The sequence below is a fragment of the Arthrobacter sp. 2RAF6 genome, from assembly GCF_052115205.1.
Taxonomy (GTDB): Bacteria; Actinomycetota; Actinomycetes; order Actinomycetales; family Micrococcaceae; genus Arthrobacter.
In genome coordinates this window covers 1-20306 of sequence record NZ_JBFRGF010000055.1, presented here as the reverse complement: position 1 = coordinate 20306, position 20306 = coordinate 1, and the positions used below count along the sequence as shown (strand labels likewise).

Sequence of the window (20306 nt, the reverse complement as noted above, 5' to 3'; positions counted from 1 at the left end):
GATCCATGAAAGAGACTGTGGGCGGCACCCAGCCTGAGACAGCGCAACGAGCGCGCCGCGGCACCTATGCCAAAACGGAGGCACGGCGGCAGGAAATCCTGAAGGCCGCCTTCGACGTCTTTTCATCTTCGGGCTACCGCTCGGGCTCGCTGAAGGACGTAGCGGACAAAGTAGGCCTGACCCAAGCCGGGCTCCTGCACCACTTTCCCAGCAAGGAAGCCTTGCTTGAGGCGCTCCTGACCTTCCGCGACGACGAGTCCGCAATCTATACCGGTGCCTTGGATGCCAAGGGTGCTGACTTGCTGCATGCAATGGTGGATCTGACGCGGCACAACACCACCATCCCAGGACTCGTGGCCCTGTACTGCGTGCTGTCCGCGGAAGCCACCGACCCCGAACACCCTGCCCACAAGTACTTTCTTGAACGGTACGAGCGGGTACGCCGCTTGATGACCGAGGGCTTCGCCCACATGGCGGACGAGGGCAAGCTACGGCCCGGCGTCGCACCTGCCGCAGCGGCACGCCAACTGATCGCGCTCATGGACGGACTGCAGGTCCAGTGGCTGCTCGACAACGAATCCGTGGACATGCCATCCGAAGTCGCAGGCTACCTCAATGCCGTCACGAGCGAAAGCTTCTAGCCCCCCAACTAGCTAGCAGTAGTTGTCGTTTAGAGGGCTCAGAACGACATTAACTGCGAGTCAGTTGGGTAAGCAGGCGCCCTGCCTCACAGGGCCGTCAGGCCGCCGTCGACGGTGAACAGCCCGCCCGTGGCGTACGCGGAGTCGTCGCTGGCGAGGAACACCATGATGCCCTCGACGTCGGCCGCGGTTCCGGGCCGGCCCAGCATCGTGGAGTCCACCAGCCCCGCGCGGCTCACAGGATCCTCCGCGATCGTCCGTACCAACGGGGTCTCGGTGTAGCCAGGCACCACGGTGTTGACCCGGATTCCCGCGGCGGCGTAGTCCGCGGCGACAACCCGTGCCAAGCCATGCACCCCTGCTTTGGAACTCGTATACGCGGTGAAGGTCTGCCCGCAAGCCACCACCGCGGTAGGGCTGCCGGTGCAGATAATGGACCCGCCGCGGCCTTCCATGGCACGGACTGCGTGCTTGAGGGTCAGAAATGCGCCGCGCTGGTTGATGGCGATGGTTTTCTCCCAGACCGCCAGATCCAGGTCTCCCACGCGGGCATCTTGGCCGAATAGCTGTACCCCGGCATTGGCCACCACGACGTCCAGCGGGCCGCCCTCGGCAACGGCGGCATAGGCCGCAACCACACTGGCTTCGTCCGAAATGTCCATGCGCAAAGCCTGTGCCAGGGCCGATCCCGTAACAGCAGCAGCCTTCTCGGCGGTTTCCAGATTGATGTCGGCGAAGTACACGCGGGCGCCTTCGGCAACGAAACGCTGGGCCACGGCCAGCCCGATGCCGGAGCCTGCTCCCGTAACAAGGGCGGTCTTGCCGTCTAGCCGTTTACTCATGGTGGTTCCTCTTTCAGTTCAGTCCACGCGGCGGACAACAGCAGTCCACGGCTCAAATTCAAGATTGGTACTGTCGCCGCCCGGCAGCCGGACGACGACGCTCAGCGGTGTGGCAGTGAGGTTAGCGGCAAACAGGACCGTCGTGCCGCCGTCGCGCACGGGATACAGAACGACGCCGGGCACCCCGCCAGCCACGTCAAGGACCTCGCAGCCGCGCACGGCGGCGACGGCAGCCAGCAGCTCACCCGCGGGCGTAAGGCCTCCGGGTCCGCGAATCCCGCGCGGTCCTGTTGCTTCGAAGTAGCTGACGGATTCGACGCCGGGAACGCTAAGGGCCGCGATGCTGCCTAGCAACCACGCGGCTGTGAAACCCTCGGGCTGCAGCGGGTCCGTGGCCGTGGCTTCACCGTCCGCATCGATTCCGGCGGTGGCGACGGCGTTGAACCGCGCCTTCAGGGTCACCGGCCCGAGGTGCAACGGCCTTCCCGAGCCGATCCGAAGGGCGTTTAGGGCCCCGAGGCGCTGCATCGGCAGGGTTTCGACGACGTGCGGCACCTCGGTGGCGTGCATTTGCGGCGTGATGCTGAATGTCAGCGCCGGAGCGTCAGGTGGCAGGATTCCCGCGTTACGGTTCAGCTCGGTGAAGTGCGACCGGGCGCCGGCCAGCCGTACGCCGGTAAACTCTCGCCGCCGGGCCTCGTTCGTGAGTTCATCCCAGAGCTCTGGCTCCGTGACGTGGCTGGAAGCGTCGAACACTGCGAGCCGCACCACGCTTTCCAACGGCAGGAGGTCGAGGAGTTCCCCGATGTGATCCGGCGAATCGACCGACAGGCGCACATCCAGCGGAACGTCCAGATCTGCGGCTTCTGCCGCCGCACGCCGGAGTATGTGTTCTGCGTCCCGTCCGGGCTCCAGCTCAAGAAGCAGCGCGTCCAGGCCCGGGATGGGTTCGGAACGGGCCCTGGATGCTGTCGCCGAAGCCGAGGTCGCCGAAGCCGAGGTAGCCGAAACCGAAAGCCCCGGCACGCGGGACGTACCGCCGTCGAGCACTGTGAGCGCACCTTCCAGGGTCGGCCGCGGACCCGGCGCCGCAGGCCCGGGCATCGCCGTCAGGAGCACCGACTGGTGGACGCGGTCGCCGGCGGAAACGTCAACCGGAAACGGTTTCGAGAGCGGCGTGCTGTACGTCTTGAACGAGGCGTCTGTCCAGTTCCGCTGGTCTTCAGTCTCGAAGACCTCGCCATGGAAGTCGAGCCGGAATCGCGTTCCGTCGCGCTCCCACTCCATGGAAGAAACGTCGATGAAGGGCTGGTGCGGGCTGATATCCGTGGGGAAGAACGACGGCGTGCTCGCGCCGCCGGGGCTGCCGATACTCACCGCGCGGCCGGCGTCGTCGGGGCGGTGCAGCACCACGAGTCCGATCCGGTTGCTGCGGAAGGCAGCGGGAGCGACGCCGTCGAACGTCACCTTGACGCTGTCCTTCATGAGGTGAATAGCGAGCTCGCCTGTGTAGCTGGTGCCGAAACCGGCGAAATCGATGTCGAGTAGGAGCGTGACGCCGCCGTGGCGGGCGTGTTGCGCGACCCGGCTGACAGTGGGCACGAGGGTGCGCCAGTCGTGGTCGCGGACCACTGCGCGAACGGCCCGGAGTACCGGTATTCCGTTGAACGTGATGTCCGAGAGTTCATCGTTGCGTAGCTCGGCTCGCCAAGCTACGGCTTCCACCGTTTCCGATGGGGCGAATAGCCTGGCGTGGTTTTCGTCATTGATCACAGCAGGCCTTTGCAGCGGGGACGGAAGTAAGCGTAATCGCAATCAATTCTGATGGGCGCCATGCGACGAGTCAACCGGTTGACCAATATTTGAGAACGCAAGCGCGGCGCTCCGCGTCGCGGGAGGTCACCGGGAGCAATGCCGCGAAACCCGGCGAAAGGCTTCGAAACCATTGTTGGTTCGCACGCCGCAGCCTGCCTAACCTCGATGCACGTGGTGTACCCGAGAGGCCAGGGAGCTGCCTGCAAAGCAGCGCACGCGGGTTCGAATCCCGCCACCACGTCTCAGGTATTGTGCTGGCGAAACGGCAAGGCGCCGAAGCTACTGGGCTGCGTCGTAGCCAGCCAGCAGGCGGCGAGACGCGGTGCCCATGTGCGAGACCATGGCCTCCGCCACCAAGGCGGCATCCCGGGACTCGAGGGCCTTGAAGATCGCGCGATGCTCGGCGAGCGCGGCGGCGGCGTGGCCTTCATCGGTCAGCGCCCGGTCCACCCAGATCCGCAAGAGCGACCTAATGCTTTGCAGGAGTTCTTGGAGGACCTGATTCCCTGAAGCGGACGCGATTTCCTTATGGAAGGCTGCGTCGGCCTCGACGAAGACCGCAAGGTTATCCAAGCCGGCCTCCATAGCGTCAAGGTTGGTTCGCATGCGCCCCAAGGCCTCGTCAGTGATACGGGCAGCGGCCAATTGAACCGCCTGCACCTCCAAGCCGCTGCGGAGTTCAACGAGTTCGCGCGTGCGCGGCTCGCCCAGCATGAGCCCCCAGCTCAATGTGCGGGGGAGCAACTCGGAGACGCCGTCGCGCAGGTACGTTCCGGATCCAGGCCGGACGATGACGATGCCGAGGATTTCCAGCGCGGCCAACGCCTCGCGAACCGCCGAACGCCCGACGCCGAGCGAAGCGGCCAATTGCCGCTCGGCCGGGAGGCGCGTCCCCGCTGCGATGTCGCCGCTCGTGAAATACGCGAGCAGCCTCTCTGCAACCTCGGAGACGACAGAGCCGTGCTCCATGGGGGCAAGGGCTGCCGTCATATGGGCCGCCGCGGCGGCGGAATTCGCTGACATCTTCACAGCGTAGCAACCGGATGACCAATTTCTGCTGACGCGAATTCGCGGGTGCGAGCCCGGTGCGAGCCCGGCGCCCGAAAATTAGGATCAGTCAACCGGTTGACCAATTTGTGCTCAAGGGCTTATGGTTTTTATCACACGCTTAGCTCCGTCCTGAGACATCGAAGTCCACGGATCGGCACTAAGAAAACCCGAGCCGCCAGGTCCGCAGAAGGACAACGCGCTCCGGCAACCTCTAGGAGTCAATGTGGACACCACACAATCGGTGGTCGAAAGATCGGCCATCAAGAAGGTCGCGATCCGGCTGGTGCCGTTCGTCGCCTTGATGTTCTTCATCAATTACCTGGACCGGACGGCCATCTCGTTCGCGGGCCCCAACGGCATGAACAAGGACCTGGCGCTCTCCGCAGCGCAGTTCGGCTTCGCATCCGGAGTCTTCTTCATCGGCTACATCCTGCTGGAGATCCCTAGCAATCTGGCGCTACACAAGTTCGGCGCACGCCGCTGGCTGGCCCGCATCATGGTGAGCTGGGGCATTGTGTCCCTCTTGTTCACCTGGGTGGGCAACGTGGACCAGCTCTACATCCTGCGCTTCATCCTGGGTGTGGCCGAGGCCGGATTCTTCCCCGGCGCCATCCTCTTCCTCAGCCTCTGGGTCCCCGCAAAGCACCGCAGCAAGATCCTGGCCCTTTTCTACTTGGCACAGCCGCTGACCACGGTGATAGGCGCTCCGCTGGCCGGCGCGTTGATCCAACAGCACGGCGTGTTCTTCGGCCTTGAAGGCTGGCGCTTCATGTTCTTCGGTGTCGCCATCCCGGCGATCGCCATCGGCGTCATCTCCTGGTTCTACCTGGCCGACTCCCCCGCCAAGGCCAAGTGGCTGACGTCCGAGGAAAAGACCTGGCTGACCGGTGCCCTCGCAAAGGAAAAGGAAGCGACCGCTGCCAGCAACAAGCACGTCAGCGTCCGCACAGTGTTCGGCAACGGCCGCGTTTGGATGCTTTCCCTGATCTACTTCGGCTTCATTTACGGTCTTTACGCCCTCGGCTTCTTCCTGCCGACTATCATCAAGGGTTTCGAGTCCCAGTTCGGCACGAAATTCGACGTCTTCCAGCAAGGCCTCATCACGGCTATCCCGTACCTGCCTGCCGCCGTCGCCCTGTACTTCTGGTCCAGGGACGCCACCAAGCGCGGCGTCAAGACGTGGCACATTGCGCTTCCCGCGCTGACCGGCGCCGTCAGTATCCCGTTGGCACTGTTCGCAGGATCCCCGGCCGCGACGATCGCCGTCATCACCATCACCGCCATGTCCATTTTCGCGGCCTTGCCGAACTTCTGGACGGTGCCCACGCAGTTCCTCACCGGGGCAGCGGCCGCAGCCGGCATCGCGCTGATCAACACGGTAGGCAACTTGGCCGGCTTCAGCGCTGGCTACATCACGGGCTGGCTCAAGGACTGGACCGGCAGCTACACGGTGCCGCTGATCGTGGTGGGCGCGTTCATGCTCCTGTCCTCGGTCCTCATGGTTGTCCTCAGCCGCCGGGGAAAAGCCAGCGAAGGCGTCCCCGCCGAGACCCTTGACCCCGCACGCGCCGGCCACCACGCCGAGCCCTAACCCTGCCACCCGCCCCACCGCCACCGCCCAACTAACTCGCAGTTGTTGTCGTTTTGAGCCCTGATAACGACAACAACTGCTAGTCAGTTGGGTCCCCCGGCATCACGCCCCCAGTCCCGCCACCCGCCACCACCCCAATCCTCGCTATCAGGTCCAGGAGTTCCGCATGACCCGCTTGTTCAATGAGCCCGCAGCCTTCGCTGATGAAATGATCGAAGGTTTCGTCGCTTCGCACGGCCGCTGGGTGCGGCGCGTCTCCGGCGGCGTTGCCCGCAGCACCCAGAGCACTCCCGGCACGGTAGCACTGGTGATCGGCGGCGGCTCGGGCCACTACCCGGCTTTCGGGGGGCTCGTCGGCCAGGGCCTGGCGCACGGCGCGGCGATGGGCAACCTCTTCGCCTCACCGTCCGCCCAGCAGATCTACAACGTCGCCAAGGCTGCGGACAACGGCGGCGGCGTGCTCCTGGGCTACGGCAACTACGCCGGCGATGTCCTGCACTTCACCCAAGCCCAGGAGAAGATCCGCAAGGAGGGAATAGACTGCCGCAGCATCGCCGTGACGGACGACATCTCCTCCGCACCGCCGTCGGAGCGCGCCAAACGCCGCGGTATCGCCGGGGACCTGACCGTCTTCAAGGTCGCGGCCGCCGCGTCCGAAGCGGGTTACACCATGGACGACGTCGTGCAGATCGCCGAACGCGCCAACCACCGCACCCTCTCGTTCGGCGTCGCGTTCACCGGGTGCACACTGCCCGGCGCGGAGCAGCCGCTCTTCACCGTCCCCGAGGGCCGGATGGCCGTCGGCATGGGAATCCACGGCGAACCGGGCATCGGCGAAACGGACATCCCGACGGCGGATGAGCTCGCCGAGCTGATGGTCGCCAAGCTCCTCGCAGAGGTTCCCGAAGGCGTCGAAATCGGCGGTGCCCGCGTCGTCCCTATCCTCAATGGCCTGGGCAGCGTGAAGTACGAGGAACTGTTCGTGGTCTACCGCCGCGTGGCGCAGCTCCTCGCGGAAGCGGGGCTCGACGTCGTGGATCCCCAGGTGGGCGAGCTCGTGACCAGCTTCGACATGGCGGGCACCTCCTTGACCCTCTTCTGGCTGGACGAAGAACTCGAACAACTCTGGCTCGCACCCGCCGATGCCCCCGCCTTCCGCCGCGGCGCGGTCACCGCACAGGCGCTGGCGTCCGACGACGGCGAGCTGGCCGACGTCGAACTTTCCATCCCTGCCGCCACGGCTGAGTCCCGCGCGGCCGCCGTCCGCGTCCTCGCCGCACTTGGCGCCGCCAAGGCCGTGATCGACGCGAACGTTGCCGAACTCGGCAGGATCGATGCAATCGCCGGCGACGGCGACCACGGCATCGGCATGGAACGCGGAATCCGGGCCGCCGTGGAAGCCGCGGCAGGCGCCGTCGAACGCGGCGCCGGTGCCGGCACCGTCCTGAACCTGGCCGGAGACGCCTGGGCCGACAAAGCCGGCGGCACCTCCGGCGCGCTGTGGGGCATGGCCCTGCGCGCCGTCGGACAGTCCGTCGGTGACAGCAACCGACCCGACGGCGGTGCTGTCGCCGCCGGTGTGGCCGACGCCGCCGCGGCCATCATGAACTTCGGCAAGGCCAAGGTGGGCGACAAGACCTTGGTGGATGTCCTGGTCCCGTTCCGCGACGCCCTCGAAGCCGGCGTGCGGGACGGCCGGTCCCTGACGGACGCGTGGGGCACCGCAGTCGTGGCTGCCGAACAGGCCGCCGAGGCAACCGCGAACCTGCTGCCGCTCATGGGCCGCGCCCGCCCGCATGCCGAGAAGAGCCTGGGCACCCCGGACGCCGGTGCCGTTTCGATGGCCCTGATCGTCCAGGCAATCCACGAGACCTTCCTCTTAAGAGAAAACACAGTGGAGAACACCGTCGAAAACAGCATTAAGGAGACAGCATGAGCACCAAACTGCGCCTGGTCATCGGATCGGACGACGCCGGGTTCGAGTACAAGGAAGCGCTCAAGGCGGACCTCGAGGCCAGTGAACTGGTCGAATCCGTGACGGACGTCGGAGTGGACGCCATCAGCCACACCCCGTACCCGTCCGTGGCCATCGCGGCTGCCGAACTCATCGCCGAGGGCAAGGCCGACCGTGCCCTGCTGGTGTGCGGCACCGGGCTGGGGGTGGCCATCGCCGCCAACAAGGTCCCCGGCATCCGCGCCGTCACTGCCCACGATTCCTTCTCCGTGGAACGGGCCGTCCTGAGCAACAACGCCCAGGTCCTCACCTTCGGCCAGCGCGTCGTCGGCCTGGAACTGGCCCGCCGCCTCGCCAAGGAATGGCTCACATACACCTTCGACGAAACCTCTGCCTCAGCCGAGAAAGTCACACTCATTAAGGACTACGAAGGTGTCACTTCCTCCTAAGACCGCTGGCGCTCAGCACCCTCGCACGGTGATCGGCGTGAGCCTGAAGCTGTACTTCGGGTACCAGCGCTCCGTGGACTACTGCCGAGACGTCGCCACGATCGCTTTCAAGCACCCGGCAGTGGTGAGCGGCGACATCGAATTGTTCGTGCTGCCCACGCTCCCGGTCCTGCCGGAAGCGGCCCGGATCCTGGGCGCGGCCGGCGTTGGCACCGGAGCGCAGGACATCTTCTGGGAAGATGAAGGCGCGTACACCGGAGAGGTGGGCGGCACGACGGTTGCCGAACTCGGCGGCCGGTATGTCGAGGTTGGGCACGCAGAGCGTCGCCGGATCTTCGGCGAAGACGACCGGATCATCGGACTCAAGACGGCAGCGGCCTACCGCAATGGACTTACCCCGGTGCTGTGCGTCGGAGAATTGAACGTCGGCTCCCCCGAGGAAGCCATTGCCCAGTGCACGGCCGAGATCGACGCCGCCCTCAACCGCGCCGGAACGCTCGGTCCCACCAGCAGGACCATCGTGGCCTACGAGCCGCAATGGGCCATCGGCGCCCCGGAACCGGCAACTCCCGCGTACATCAGCGCCGTGGTCCGGGGACTAGATGAGCACCTTCGTTCGCTGCCAGGCCAGGAAAACAGCCGGGTCGTCTACGGCGGGAGCGCCGGCCCCGGACTGCTCAGCCAGTTGGACATGTCCGTCGCCGGCTTGTTCCTGGGCCGCTTCGCGCACGACCCAAAAGCGCTCAAGACCATCCTTGACGAGGCTGCAACTCGCCTCGCGGCTACCGCTGGAGTATCGGCGAACGGGGTGACAGCATGAGCCGCATCGGACTCAGCAGCTACGCGTTCTTCTGGCAGCTCTCGGACGCCGCCTCGGCACCGCTGAGCATTCACGACGCGCTGGCCCGCACCGCGGAACTGGGCGTGGAGCTGTTCCAGATCTGCGACTACGCTCCCCTGGAGCACATGTCCGACGACGAACTAGCGGCCGTCCGCGCCACCGCGGACTCCCTGGGCATCACGCTGGAACTCGGCACGAAGGGCATCCGCCCGGAGCACCTGCACAAGTTCCTGCACATCGCCGTGGCCCTCGAAGCCAAGCTGCTCCGGACCATGTTCAACGTCCCCGGCCACACCCCCGACGCGGACGAAGCCACGGCAATCTTCACCCGGATCCTGCCGGCCTTCGAAGCAGCAGGCGTGCGGATCGCCGTCGAAACCTACGAACAAGTGCCTACCGCACGGATCCTTGATGTGATCCGCCGGGTGGACAGCCCGTACCTGGGGATCTGCAGCGACCCCGCCAACACCGTCGCGGCGCTGGAGATGCCCCGCGAGGTGATAGACGCCGTCGCGCCCTATGTCCTGAACATGCACATCAAAGACTTTGCGTTCAGCCGAAAAAAGGGGTGGGTCGGGTTCACGTACTCCGGCGCACCGCTCGGCGAAGGCCTCCTGGACTACGACTACATGGCCGGAAAGATCCAGCCCGCGCAAAGAAACATCAACCAGATCATCGAACACTGGCTGCCCTGGCAGGACTCAGAGGAGGAAACCATCCGCCTCGAAAACCAGTGGACCCAACAAAGCCTCGAATTCCTAAGGAGCAAGTGAAATGTCAGCAGAACAATTGACCGTCGCCGTTGTCGGAGCCGGTGGCAAGATGGGGATGCGCGTTTCCGCCAACCTCCAGAAGTCCAACCACACCGTCACCTATAGCGAGAACTCCCCCGCAGGCCAGGACCGCGTCCGCGCCGAGGGCCGCGAAATCACCGCCACCGACGACGCCGTCAAGGGCGCCGACGTCGTGATCCTCGCCGTGCCGGACACCGTCCTGGGCATCGTCTCCGAAGGCGTCGTCCCGCAGATGAAGCCCGGCTCGATCCTCCTCACCCTGGACCCCGCCGCCGCCTACGCCGGACTGCTGGCAAAGCGCGACGACGTCGTCCAGGCAGTCGCCCACCCCTGCCACCCATCCGTGTTCCTCGAACGCACCACCAAGGAAGAATGGGCCGACACCTTCGGCGGCCAGGGCGCCCCGCAGAACGTCGTGGCCGCGATCGACGAGGACACACCCGCCGCGACCCGCGACGCAGCCGAGGCGACCATCCGCACCATCTACGCCCCGGTCATCGACGTCCACTGGGTCACGGTGAAGCAGCTCGCCATCCTCGAACCCACCCTCGTGGAGACCGTGGCCTGCATGATCGGCACCCTGCTCAACGAAGCGCTGCACGAGACCGTTCACACCGCCGGCGTCCCGGAAGAAGCAGCCAAGGCCATGCTGTTCGGCCACGTGCAGATCGCCCTGACCAACGCCCTGCGCGGCTCCAACCCGTTCTCCGAGGCCTGCGAAATCGCCATCCAGTACGGCAAGGACACCATCATCAAGGACGATTGGAAGAAGATCTTCGACGATTCCGAGCTCGACGGCGTCATCGCCAAGATGCTCAAGCTGGACGCCGTCAAGCGCTAATCTCCTCCTCGCCACTCGCGAGATGGCAGTTCACGGCAATTACTGCCGCGAAGTGCCATCTCGCAGTGCATTCCAAGCCTTTACTGCCCGCCCCGCTCCGGCCATCATGAAATCAGGCGCAGGGACTTCGCCGACCGCTACAGCACGGCCGCTCCTTGCGCGGCGGAGGCGTAGCGACATGTCATCCAGGATCGAGCCCGCGGACCACGCCTTGGGAGGCACTTCCACGGGCGACCCAGACCGATTCCTGACCGGCTACTACGAGCACGTGGCCGATGATGATGTCCGCAACTACACAGCGGACACACTCCTGGAGCGTGCGCGGTACCACCGCTCATTGGCGGAACGGCGGGCTCCCGGGCAAGCTGTGATCGGCATCCTGAACGAGGCCGACGCCAGCCTCGTAGCGATTGTCACCGAGGACATGCCCTACCTGGTCCCGTCGGTCACCGCGGAAATCGCCAGGGACAACGCCTCCATCCGGCTCCTGGTCCACCCCACATTTACAGTCACCCGGGATGCGGCCACCTATCGCCTGATCGATGTCCGCCGCGGTCCCCTGCGGACGGGACTGCCGTCCGCAGTCGAGCCTGCCGCCTTGGTCACCCCCAGGGACCACGACGACGGCGGGCCGCTCACGGAGGCTTGGATCGCCGTCGAGATCTCCAGGCTTCCAGACGAGACCAGTGCCGAACACCTCGTTGAACGGCTGCAGACCGTCCTCGGCGATGTCCGGGCCGCCGCGGAAGACGCGGCTGCCATCCACCAGGAGCTTGCCGACGAGATCAGGGGCTTGGACGGGCTCTCGCAGGCCGTCCCCGCAGCGCGGGAGGTCCAGGAGTTGCTGCGCTGGCTGGACGAAGGGAATTTTGTTTTCCTTGGCTACCACGGCCGGAAGGGTCTCGGCCTGCTCAGGAATGTGGCGGTCCCTGCGTCCACAGGCGGGCCGTCCGCAAAGCTGTCCGCGGCTCCCCTCCTCACACTCACCAAATCGACGCTCCGCTCGACGGTCCTCCGGCGCGCCTACCTCGACGAAATCAGCCTGGCCACGGGTGGCAAAAGTGATCGCACTTTCGTTGGCCTTTTCGCTCCCAGCTCGGCGTCCCGCTCGGCACTCCAGATTCCCGTCATCCGGAATACTGCGGAAGAGGTGCTGCGGACGTTCGGCTATCCGGCCACATCACACCATGGCAAGGAACTTCTGGCGGTGGTGGAGGCCTATCCGCGCGACGAACTCTTCCACATCGATGCCCGGCAGCTGGCCGAGCACGCGCGGGACATCCTGCGCCTCCAAGAACGGCACAGTACACGGTTGCTCCTTCGTCCGGACTCGCACAACCGCTTCATGACAGCCCTGGTCTTCCTGCCGCGCCAACGCTTCAGCACGGCGGTCCGGCTCAACATTGAACGCGAGCTTCGCGAGGCCTTCGGCTCCGGGGCCATCGAGTTCGAGCTTCGCCTGGGCGAATCCGCCATGGCCCGCGTGTTTTTCCGGGTCCTGTTGCCCCGCGAGGGGGCGCCCGCCGTCCTCGACCCTGCGGTACTGGAGCAGCGGATCATCGCCGCCACAAGGTCCTGGGCCGAAGGCCTGGACGAAGCCCTGCGGGCGAGGTTCCCTGCGGAGGAGGCCGCACGGCTGTCCCGGCAGTGGGCCACAGCCTTTCCGGCCAGCTACAAAGCAGACTACGAGGTGGAAGACGCGGTTCAGGACATCGTCCGGTTCGAGAGCTTCGCGCCCCGGGACGGGGACATGATAGACGCCGACGCCGCGGACCCGCTGCTCACTGTCTACAAGCGCCCGGGAACTGCCGTCCTCACTGAGGATGCGCGGATTCGGCTCTATTTGACCCGTCCGCAGAGCCTGAGCCAGATCTTGCCGTTCTTCCACAACCTGGGTTTGCGTGTCCTGGACCAGCGGCCGTTCGATGTGCAGCGTGCCGACGGGCGGTCCTTTTTCCTTTACGACCTCGGCCTCGTCTATCCCCGCGGAGTTGATCCTGTGGGAACCGGCGATCTGCTGGCCGCTTCGTTCTGTGCCGCGATGCGGGGAGACGCGGAGTCGGACGCCTTCGATGCCCTGGTCATCCGGGAGGGGATCGACTGGCGGCGGATAGCCATCCTGCGCGCGTATGCGAAGTACCTTCGGCAGCTGGGGAGCACCAATTCCTACGGGTTCATCGCGGATACCCTCCGTGAGAATGTGCGTGCAACCCATGCTTTGCTTTCACTGTTCGAGGCGAAGTTCGATCCGGACCGGTTCGAACCCGATCTGTTCGATCCTGAACTGCGCGCGCCGACACCTGCCGAGCCGACGCAGTCTGAGCCGACGCCGACCGGGCAAATTCCCGCTGGAGGCGATCTGTTTGAAACGGACCGCAGCAGGTACAGCTCGCGGACACAAGCCACGAACGCCGCCCGCAAGGAACTGGCGGAAGCGATCGACGCCGTACCGGTCCTCGACGCCGACCGCCTGCTTCGTTCCCTGGCGAGCCTTGTGGAGGCCACCCTGCGCACCAACTTCTACCTGAACAAGCCGTATTTGAGTTTCAAGCTCAATCCCTCCTCTATCCCCGCCGCACCGGCACCCCGGCCACAGTTCGAAATCTGGGTCTACTCGCCGCGGGTGGAAGGTGTCCACTTGCGTTTCGGCCCGATTGCCCGCGGAGGATTACGCTGGTCCGATCGTCGTGAGGACTTCCGCACGGAAGTCCTGGGACTCGTGAAAGCCCAGACGGTGAAAAACGCCGTCATCGTTCCCACGGGAGCCAAGGGCGGTTTCTATCCCAAAAAGCTCCCGGACCCGGCCGAGGACCGGTCGGCTTGGTTGGCCGAGGGCCAGGAAAGCTACCGGATCTTCGTTCGCGGACTACTGGACATCACGGACAACCTGGTCGCCGAACCGGACGGCGGTTCGAGCGGCCGCGTCGTTCCGCCGCAGCGGGCTGTCCCCCAACGCACTGTTCCGCCGCAGCGCGTCGTTCCGCCGGCCCGCGTGGTGAGGCACGACGGCGACGACTACTACCTCGTGGTGGCCGCGGACAAGGGCACAGCCACGTTCTCCGACATCGCCAACGACCTCGGCGCAGAGTACGGATTCTGGCTGGGCGATGCGTTCGCGTCCGGCGGTTCAGTGGGTTATGACCACAAGCAGATGGGCATCACGGCCCGAGGCGCCTGGGAGTCCGTGCGGCACCATTTCAGCGAACTGCTCATCGACTCCCGGACCGAGGATTTCACCGTGGTGGGTGTCGGCGACATGAGCGGCGATGTGTTCGGCAACGGCATGCTGCTCTCGAACCACATCAAGCTGGTGGCAGCCTTCGATCACCGGCACATCTTCCTGGATCCCACCCCGGACCCAGCCACTTCCTTCGCCGAGCGGAAACGGCTCTTCAAGCTCGCCCGCTCGTCCTGGGCCGACTACAACCCCGCGAAGCTCAGCCCGGGTGGAGGGGTGTTCTCCCGGGCCGAGAAGTCAATCAGCATCACCGAACCGGTCCGCCTCGCCTTGGGATTGGACGAGGGCACGACGGCGATGAGCCCGCCTGAGCTGCTCAGGGCCGTCCTCACGGCCCCCGTCGACCTGCTTTACAACGGCGGAATCGGCACCTATGTCAAGGCTTCCACCGAGACGCACGCCGACGTCGGAGACAAGTCAAACGATGCCATCCGGGTAGACGCAGCCCAACTGCGTACCCGGATCATCGCTGAGGGTGGCAATCTCGGCATCACCCAACGCGGCAGGATCGAGGCTGCCCTGGCCGGGATCCTTGTGAACACCGATGCCATCGACAATTCCGCCGGCGTGGACTGCTCGGACCATGAGGTGAACATCAAGATCTTCCTGGACCGGATGATCGCCGCGGGCAAAATGTCCCCGAACGAAAGGACGAAGTTCCTGCACTCGCTCCAGGACGAGGTGGGGCGGCTCGTGCTGAAGACCAACGTTGACCAAAACGTCCTCCTTCTCAATGACAAGCAACTGGTGCTCGAGTGGAGCCCGAGCTTCGAACGGACCATGGACTGGCTCGACTCGGCCACTGACTTGGATCGGGAGCTTGAATGCCTGCCGACTACCAAGGAAATCCAGGCACGCGTAGGGACCGGAGTTGGACTGACCTCACCGGAACTCGCCGTGCTGGCGGCCTATGCCAAGATCGAACTGGCCCGGGAACTGACGGAAGGCGGGCTCGCAGACGATCCATGGTTTTCGCAGACGCTGCGCGAGTATTTCCCTCGCCAGCTTTCGGAACGGTTCGGCGATGAGCTGTCTACGCATCCCTTGCGCCGCCAAATCGTCGCCACGGTGGTGGCCAACGACATGATCAACCTCGGCGGCACAGCCTTCGCGTTCCGTGCCATGGAGGAAACCACGGTTTCGGCGGCCGCGGTGGCGCGTGGATTCGTGGTCATGCGCCGAATCTGGGACTTCGATTCGGTCACCAAGGCCCTGGCCCAAGTACCGGCAAACGTCCCCATCGAATATGGATGCGCCGTGGCCCTGGACATGCGCCGTCTCCTCGACCGGTCCACCCGTTGGTACGTCACCCACGATTTCCGCGACAAGCCCATAGCGGACGCCTTTGCTCGGCTCGAACGGCCCATGTCGCTGATGCGGGCAAATTTCACGCGCTTCCTGCACGGGATCAACCTGCAACACTCGTTGACGCGCCTTGCCCACTCGGATTCTGTCGGCCTGCCACACGAACTGGGCCTTCGAGCCTCGGAGCTCCTCGTCAGCTACGGCCTCCTGGACATTTCCGCGATTGCCGAGGAATTGCAGGAGCCCGTTGAGGGCGTGGCAGAGGTCTATTTTGCCGTGTTCGAACGGATTTCGGCCATTCCCCTGTTGGAACACATCACGCTGTTGCCGCGGGACACCCACTGGGAGGCCTTGGCCCGGGCAGCCCTCCGCGACGACATGTACCTGGTCCTTGCCGACATGACCAAAGCCGTGGTCCGGCACACTCCCCGCTCCCCGGAGGCAACCGCCGACCCGGTGGAGAGGATCATGGATTGGGAACGCGGAAACATCGAACAACTCGCCCGCATCCAGGACACCATCACGGAAGCCATCAAGCCCGGTCCGGTGGACATCGCGGCACTCTCCGTCGCAGTGAAGCTCTTGCGCGCCATGGTCCGCCGGTGATCCAGCTCCCAGAATGACAGACATCCCATGACACTTTGCTATCTTTTATGCAGGAATTGCCGCTCCCCCCGCGGCATCCTGTAGAAGGAGGCCCCCCAATGAGCACTGCCACAATAGAAAACAACGAGATCCATTTGTCCTTTGCGTCCGTCGACGAAGTCCATGCAGGACTTGACGAAGCCGTCAGTACGCTCATCGAAGCCGCTGCCGACAACGGCCGCTGCGGGATCCTGGTGACCCGCCAACAGCCTGGGAGCTACACGGTTGCCTTGGACGAGTCGGTCCCGTTCGGCCAGACCCGTGAGGTCCTCGCCGCCTAGGAATAGATCCTAGGAACAGGTGTAGACAACAAAACCGGGGCTTGTTTTCCAGACCACGCCAAGAAGGCGCGGAATGGGAAACAAGCCCCGGTTTTTAGCCGGGCTTTCTAAGCGGTCACTACACCCGGCGCAACTCCACGCCGTCGGACTTCATGAAAAGCTGTTTGGCGGCTTCATCGGCGCCAGGTCCTGCGGGTTCAAGCCACACAACGTTGCCGCTGCCCGAGACTTCCTGCACCTCCCCCGCCGCGACCACATGTGCGTGCCTTACGACTTCGATCCGCTCCCCCACCTTCAACGTTCCCCAATTGGAAACGACGGCGGACTGTGCGATTCGCCTGGACAGGATTGTCCCGCGTGCCTTCATTGAACTTCTACCCCTTTGTGGATGTTCGTTGTTTTCAGTTGTGAACGGATATTCCCCGGCAGGCCCACGACATCGTCGGCGTGGACATGCCGTACCCCATAAGTTCTACTACACAGAAAGCGCCCCGGGGCACGTATTGCCAAACATTTCCGGGGCGCTTCCTATTGTTCACTCGAACAGTATTTTGTTCGGCGTCAGGCGAGATTTCCGACGGCGGATTCGGCGGCCGCCCGCACGTCGCCGGCGCCTACAAGACGGTCCGCCGCTTCCAGCTCAGGTGAGAGGAAACGGTCAGTTCCCGGACCGTCGACGACGCCGCGCAGAACCTCGACCACGGCGGTGCCGGCCGGCCCCGGAGTGAGTTCGCCACCCGACAGTTTGGTGCGGATGTCGAGGGCGCGGGCGCTCGTGACGAGTTCCACAGCCAGGACGCGGCGCAGGTTCTCGATGGCCTTGCGCAGCTTGCGGGCAGCATGCCAACCCATGGAGACGTGGTCTTCCTGCATGGCCGAGCTCGGGATGGAGTCCACCGACGCCGGGACGGCCAGGCGCTTGTTGTCCGAGACGAGCCCGGCCTGGGTGTACTGGGCAATCATAAGGCCCGAGTCCACTCCGGGATCGTCGGCAAGGAAGGCCGGGAGTCCGTGTGAGCGGGCCGGGTCCAGCATGCGGTCCGTGCGGCGCTCTGCGATGGAGGACAGGTCCGCGACGGCGATGGCCAGGAAGTCCAGCACGTAGGCGACCGGGGCGCCGTGGAAGTTGCCGTTGGAGGACACGCGGCCGTCCGGGAGCACCACGGGGTTGTCGATGGCCGCAGCCAACTCGCGGGAAGCCACGAGTTCAGCGTGCGTCACGGTGTCGCGGACCGCGCCGGCCACCTGGGGTGCGCAGCGGAGCGAGTACGCGTCCTGGACCTTGGTGTCGTTGACGCGGTGCGAAGCAACAATCGGCGAGTTGGAAAGCACCCGCAGCATGTTGTCCGCGCTGGCAGCCTGGCCCGGGTGGGGCCGCAGGGCCGCATGCAGCTCGGGGAGGAACACCTGGTCCGTGCCGAGCAGCGCCTCGACGCTGAGCGCGGCGGTGATGTCCGCCGTCGTGAGCAGCAGGTGCAGGTCGGCGATGGCCATCAGGAGCATGCCGAGCATGCCCTCGGTGCCGTTGACGAGCGCCAGGCCTTCCTTTTCCGCGAGGACGACCGGCTCGATGCCGTGCGCGGCGAGGAGTTCGGCAACCGGCTTCTTTCCGGCGGCGCCGTAGAGCTCGCCGTCGGGCCCGGCGGCTTCGCCTTCGCCCATCAGGACCAGAGCGCAGTGGGACAGCGGGGCGAGGTCGCCGGAGCAACCCAGGGAGCCGAATTCACGGACAACTGGGGTGATGCCCGCGTTGAGGACGTCCACCATGGTCTGCAGGACCACGGGACGGACGCCTGTGCGGCCCGAGGCCAGGGTCTTGGCGCGCAGGAACATGATGCCGCGGACCACTTCGCGCTCCACCGCCGGGCCCATGCCGGCGGCGTGGCTGCGGATAAGCGACTTCTGCAACTGGGTGCGGAGTTCGTTGGGGATGTGGCGGTTGGCCAGGGCACCGAAGCCCGTGGAGACGCCGTACGCCGGAACTTCGCTGTGGGCGAGGCCATCGATGTGGGCCCGGACCTTGGCGACCGTGTCCAGGGCTTCCTGGGAGATGGTCACCTTGGCGTCGTGGCGTGCGACGGCGACGACGTCCTCCGGCGTGACTCCGCTGGAGCCGAGGATGACCGTCTGGCGGCCAAGGGATGTTGCTGTAAGTGTCATGGTGTTCCTTTCTCACCCAACTGACTCGCAGTTGTTGTCGTTATGAGGGCAACTAATGCGTGGGCCCACGCCGCCAGGGTTCCCTGGCCGAGCTTGCGAGGCGAGGGTAGCGGTGGGGACTAGTTGGTTTCTTCCATGGGGATTCGGACGCCGCGTTCGTGGGCGACTTCGATGGCGCGGTCGTAGCCGGCGTCGGCGTGGCGGATGACGCCCATGCCGGGGTCGTTGGTGAGGAGGCGTTCGAGTTTCTGCGCGGCGAGGTCGGTGCCGTCGGCGACGGAGACCTGGCCGGTGTGGATGGAGCGGCCGATGCCCACGCCGCCGCCGTGGTGGATGGAGACCCAGGTCGCGCCGGAGGACGCGGCGGTCAGGGCGTTCAGCAGCGGCCAGTCGGCGATCGCGTCGGAGCCGTCCTTCATGGACTCGGTTTCCCGGTAGGGGGAGGCCACGGAGCCGGAGTCCAGGTGGTCCCGGCCGATCACGATGGGGGCCTTGACTTTGCCTTCGGCCACGAGCTGGTTGAAGAGCAGCCCGGCTTTGGCGCGTTCGCCGTAGCCGAGCCAGCAGATCCTCGCCGGGAGGCCTTCGAATTCGACGCGTTCGGCGGCGGCGTCGAGCCATTTGTGCAGGTGGGTGTTCTCCGGGAAGAGTTCCTTGATGGCTTTGTCGGTCACGGCGATGTCTTCGGGGTCACCGGAGAGCGCGACCCAGCGGAACGGGCCCAGGCCCTCGCAGAASAGCGGCCGGATGTAGGCCGGGACGAAGCCGGGGAAGGCGAAGGCCCGGTCGTAGCCGCCCTTGCGGGCCTCGTCGCGGATGGAGTTGCCGTAGTCGAAGACCTCGGCGCCGGCGTCCTGGAATTCGACCATGGCCTGGACGTGCTTGGCCATGGAGGCCTGGGCCTTCTTSGTGAACCCTTCCGGGTCGGCCTCGGCCTCGGTGTGCCACTCGGCCACRGTGATGCCCTCGGGCAGGTAGGAGAGCGGGTCGTGCGCGGAGGTCTGGTCGGTCACGACGTCGATGCTGATGTCCCCGGCRTTGTGGCGGGCCAGCAGTTCCGGGAAGACCTCGGCRGCGTTGCCGACGTAGCCCACGGACCAGCCGCGGCGTTCGTCCTTCGCGGCCTGGACCTTGGCGATCGCGGTGTCCAGGTCGGTTTCGACCTCGTCCAGGTAGCGTTTGCCGACCCGGCGGCGCAGCCGGGCCTCGTCCACGTCCACGATCAGGCAGGCCCCGTCGTTCAGGGTCACGGCCAAAGGCTGSGCCCCGCCCATGCCCCCGCACCCGCCGGTCAGGGTCAGCGTCCCGGCAAGCGGGCCTTCCGTGGAACCTTCMGCGGCGGGGGCCAGACGGCCTGTGTCATGCCTTGCGGCGGCGAGTTTGTTCCCGACCGCGGCGAAGGTCTCGTAAGTGCCCTGCAGGATGCCCTGGGTGCCGATGTAGATCCAGGACCCGGCGGTCATCTGCCCGTACATCATCAGGCCCTCGGCCTCGAGGCGGCGGAACTCGGGCCACGTCGCCCAGTCGCCCACGAGGTTCGAGTTCGCCAGCAACACCCGCGGCGCCCACTCGTTCGTGCGGAACACCCCGACCGGTTTGCCGGACTGCACCAGCAGGGTCTCGTCCTTCTCCATGGTCTCCAGGGTCCGGGTGATCGCGTCGAACGCGGCCCAGGACCGGGCGGCCCGGCCCGTGCCCCCGTACACGACCAGGTCATCCGGACGCTCGGCAACCTCCGGGTCCAGGTTATTCATCAACATGCGCAACGGCGCTTCGGTCTGCCAGCTCTTCGCGGTCAGCTCGGTACCGCGGGCGGCCCGGACAGGACGGGCTCCGGTAGTGAAATCGGCGGGTGCCAT

At 65.5% G+C, this 20306-nt stretch carries 15 protein-coding genes and 1 tRNA gene; 10 read left to right on the top strand and 6 right to left on the bottom strand.

Annotation, left to right across the window (positions count from 1 at the left end):
- The first annotated feature begins 5 nt into the window (after positions 1 to 5).
- Positions 6 to 641 (top strand): TetR/AcrR family transcriptional regulator, encoded by a 636-nt coding sequence (locus AB4Z38_RS23760; RefSeq protein WP_441431989.1) that lies wholly within the window; start codon positions 6 to 8, stop codon positions 639 to 641.
- 86 nt (positions 642 to 727) lie between these two features.
- Here AB4Z38_RS23760 and AB4Z38_RS23755 read toward each other — a convergent pair whose 3' ends face one another.
- Both AB4Z38_RS23755 and AB4Z38_RS23750 read right to left on the bottom strand, forming a co-directional pair.
- Positions 728 to 1483 (bottom strand): SDR family NAD(P)-dependent oxidoreductase, encoded by a 756-nt coding sequence (locus AB4Z38_RS23755; protein ID WP_441431988.1) that lies wholly within the window; start codon positions 1481 to 1483, stop codon positions 728 to 730.
- Between the two features lie 18 nt (positions 1484 to 1501).
- Positions 1502 to 3256: a hypothetical protein gene (locus AB4Z38_RS23750; RefSeq protein WP_441431987.1), complete on the bottom strand. Its 1755-nt coding sequence runs from the start codon at positions 3254 to 3256 to the stop codon at positions 1502 to 1504.
- Positions 3257 to 3468: 212 nt separating this feature from the next.
- On the opposite strand from AB4Z38_RS23750, the gene AB4Z38_RS23745 reads away from it, so the two are divergent.
- Positions 3469 to 3539, top strand: a tRNA-Cys gene (locus AB4Z38_RS23745).
- A 38-nt stretch (positions 3540 to 3577) separates the two neighbouring features.
- Here AB4Z38_RS23745 and AB4Z38_RS23740 read toward each other — a convergent pair.
- Complete coding sequence (locus AB4Z38_RS23740) at positions 3578 to 4321, bottom strand: FadR/GntR family transcriptional regulator (RefSeq protein WP_441431986.1); 744 nt, start codon at positions 4319 to 4321, stop codon at positions 3578 to 3580.
- Between the two features lie 250 nt (positions 4322 to 4571).
- Here AB4Z38_RS23740 and AB4Z38_RS23735 point away from each other — a divergent pair, with 250 nt between their 5' ends.
- The 8 genes from AB4Z38_RS23735 (at position 4572) to AB4Z38_RS23700 (ending at position 16287) form a co-directional block, all read left to right on the top strand.
- Positions 4572 to 5939 (top strand): MFS transporter, encoded by a 1368-nt coding sequence (locus tag AB4Z38_RS23735; protein WP_441431985.1) that lies wholly within the window; start codon positions 4572 to 4574, stop codon positions 5937 to 5939.
- A gap of 166 nt (positions 5940 to 6105) precedes the next feature.
- Positions 6106 to 7875 carry a dihydroxyacetone kinase family protein gene (locus AB4Z38_RS23730; RefSeq protein ID WP_441431984.1) on the top strand — a complete coding sequence of 590 codons (1770 nt, stop codon included), beginning with the start codon at positions 6106 to 6108 and terminating at the stop codon, positions 7873 to 7875.
- Positions 7872 to 8342 carry a ribose-5-phosphate isomerase gene (locus AB4Z38_RS23725; protein WP_441431983.1) on the top strand — a complete coding sequence of 157 codons (471 nt, stop codon included), beginning with the start codon at positions 7872 to 7874 and terminating at the stop codon, positions 8340 to 8342. Before AB4Z38_RS23730 ends, AB4Z38_RS23725 begins: the two co-directional genes overlap by 4 nt.
- Positions 8326 to 9162 carry a triose-phosphate isomerase family protein gene (locus tag AB4Z38_RS23720; RefSeq protein ID WP_441431982.1) on the top strand — a complete coding sequence of 279 codons (837 nt, stop codon included), beginning with the start codon at positions 8326 to 8328 and terminating at the stop codon, positions 9160 to 9162. Before AB4Z38_RS23725 ends, AB4Z38_RS23720 begins: the two co-directional genes overlap by 17 nt.
- Complete coding sequence (locus AB4Z38_RS23715) at positions 9159 to 9956, top strand: sugar phosphate isomerase/epimerase family protein (RefSeq protein WP_441431981.1); 798 nt, start codon at positions 9159 to 9161, stop codon at positions 9954 to 9956. Before AB4Z38_RS23720 ends, AB4Z38_RS23715 begins: the two co-directional genes overlap by 4 nt.
- Before the next feature lies 1 nt (position 9957).
- A complete protein-coding gene (locus AB4Z38_RS23710) occupies positions 9958 to 10818 on the top strand; it encodes a phosphogluconate dehydrogenase C-terminal domain-containing protein (RefSeq protein ID WP_441431980.1) in 861 nt (286 codons plus the stop codon).
- A 178-nt stretch (positions 10819 to 10996) separates the two neighbouring features.
- A complete protein-coding gene (locus AB4Z38_RS23705; protein ID WP_441431979.1) occupies positions 10997 to 15967 on the top strand; it encodes an NAD-glutamate dehydrogenase in 4971 nt (1656 codons plus the stop codon).
- A 98-nt stretch (positions 15968 to 16065) separates the two neighbouring features.
- On the top strand, positions 16066 to 16287 hold the full coding sequence (locus AB4Z38_RS23700) for a hypothetical protein (protein WP_441431978.1): 222 nt from the start codon (positions 16066 to 16068) through the stop codon (positions 16285 to 16287).
- A gap of 118 nt (positions 16288 to 16405) precedes the next feature.
- Here the strand turns inward: AB4Z38_RS23700 and AB4Z38_RS23695 are convergent, their stop codons facing one another.
- The 3 genes from AB4Z38_RS23695 to AB4Z38_RS23685 all read right to left on the bottom strand — a co-directional run.
- Complete coding sequence (locus tag AB4Z38_RS23695; protein ID WP_441431977.1) at positions 16406 to 16654, bottom strand: hypothetical protein; 249 nt, start codon at positions 16652 to 16654, stop codon at positions 16406 to 16408.
- A 194-nt stretch (positions 16655 to 16848) separates the two neighbouring features.
- On the bottom strand, positions 16849 to 18447 hold the full coding sequence (gene hutH, locus AB4Z38_RS23690; RefSeq protein WP_441431976.1) for a histidine ammonia-lyase: 1599 nt from the start codon (positions 18445 to 18447) through the stop codon (positions 16849 to 16851).
- Positions 18448 to 18566: 119 nt separating this feature from the next.
- On the bottom strand, positions 18567 to 20306 hold a 1740-nt coding region (locus AB4Z38_RS23685), incomplete at its 5' end, for a urocanate hydratase (RefSeq protein ID WP_441431975.1).

What these genes read in the sequence shown, in the direction of transcription:
- AB4Z38_RS23760 (WP_441431989.1), top strand. Translation starts at nt 6, where the DNA reads ATGAAAGAGACTGTGGGCGGCACCCAGCCTGAGACAGCGCAACGAGCG.
- AB4Z38_RS23755 (WP_441431988.1), bottom strand. Translation starts at nt 1,483, where the DNA reads ATGAGTAAACGGCTAGACGGCAAGACCGCCCTTGTTACGGGAGCAGGC.
- AB4Z38_RS23740 (WP_441431986.1), bottom strand. Translation starts at nt 4,321, where the DNA reads ATGTCAGCGAATTCCGCCGCCGCGGCGGCCCATATGACGGCAGCCCTT.
- AB4Z38_RS23730 (WP_441431984.1), top strand. Translation starts at nt 6,106, where the DNA reads ATGACCCGCTTGTTCAATGAGCCCGCAGCCTTCGCTGATGAAATGATC.
- AB4Z38_RS23725 (WP_441431983.1), top strand. Translation starts at nt 7,872, where the DNA reads ATGAGCACCAAACTGCGCCTGGTCATCGGATCGGACGACGCCGGGTTC.
- AB4Z38_RS23715 (WP_441431981.1), top strand. Translation starts at nt 9,159, where the DNA reads ATGAGCCGCATCGGACTCAGCAGCTACGCGTTCTTCTGGCAGCTCTCG.
- AB4Z38_RS23710 (WP_441431980.1), top strand. Translation starts at nt 9,958, where the DNA reads ATGTCAGCAGAACAATTGACCGTCGCCGTTGTCGGAGCCGGTGGCAAG.
- AB4Z38_RS23705 (WP_441431979.1), top strand. Translation starts at nt 10,997, where the DNA reads ATGTCATCCAGGATCGAGCCCGCGGACCACGCCTTGGGAGGCACTTCC.
- AB4Z38_RS23700 (WP_441431978.1), top strand. Translation starts at nt 16,066, where the DNA reads ATGAGCACTGCCACAATAGAAAACAACGAGATCCATTTGTCCTTTGCG.
- AB4Z38_RS23695 (WP_441431977.1), bottom strand. Translation starts at nt 16,654, where the DNA reads ATGAAGGCACGCGGGACAATCCTGTCCAGGCGAATCGCACAGTCCGCC.
- hutH (WP_441431976.1), bottom strand. Translation starts at nt 18,447, where the DNA reads ATGACACTTACAGCAACATCCCTTGGCCGCCAGACGGTCATCCTCGGC.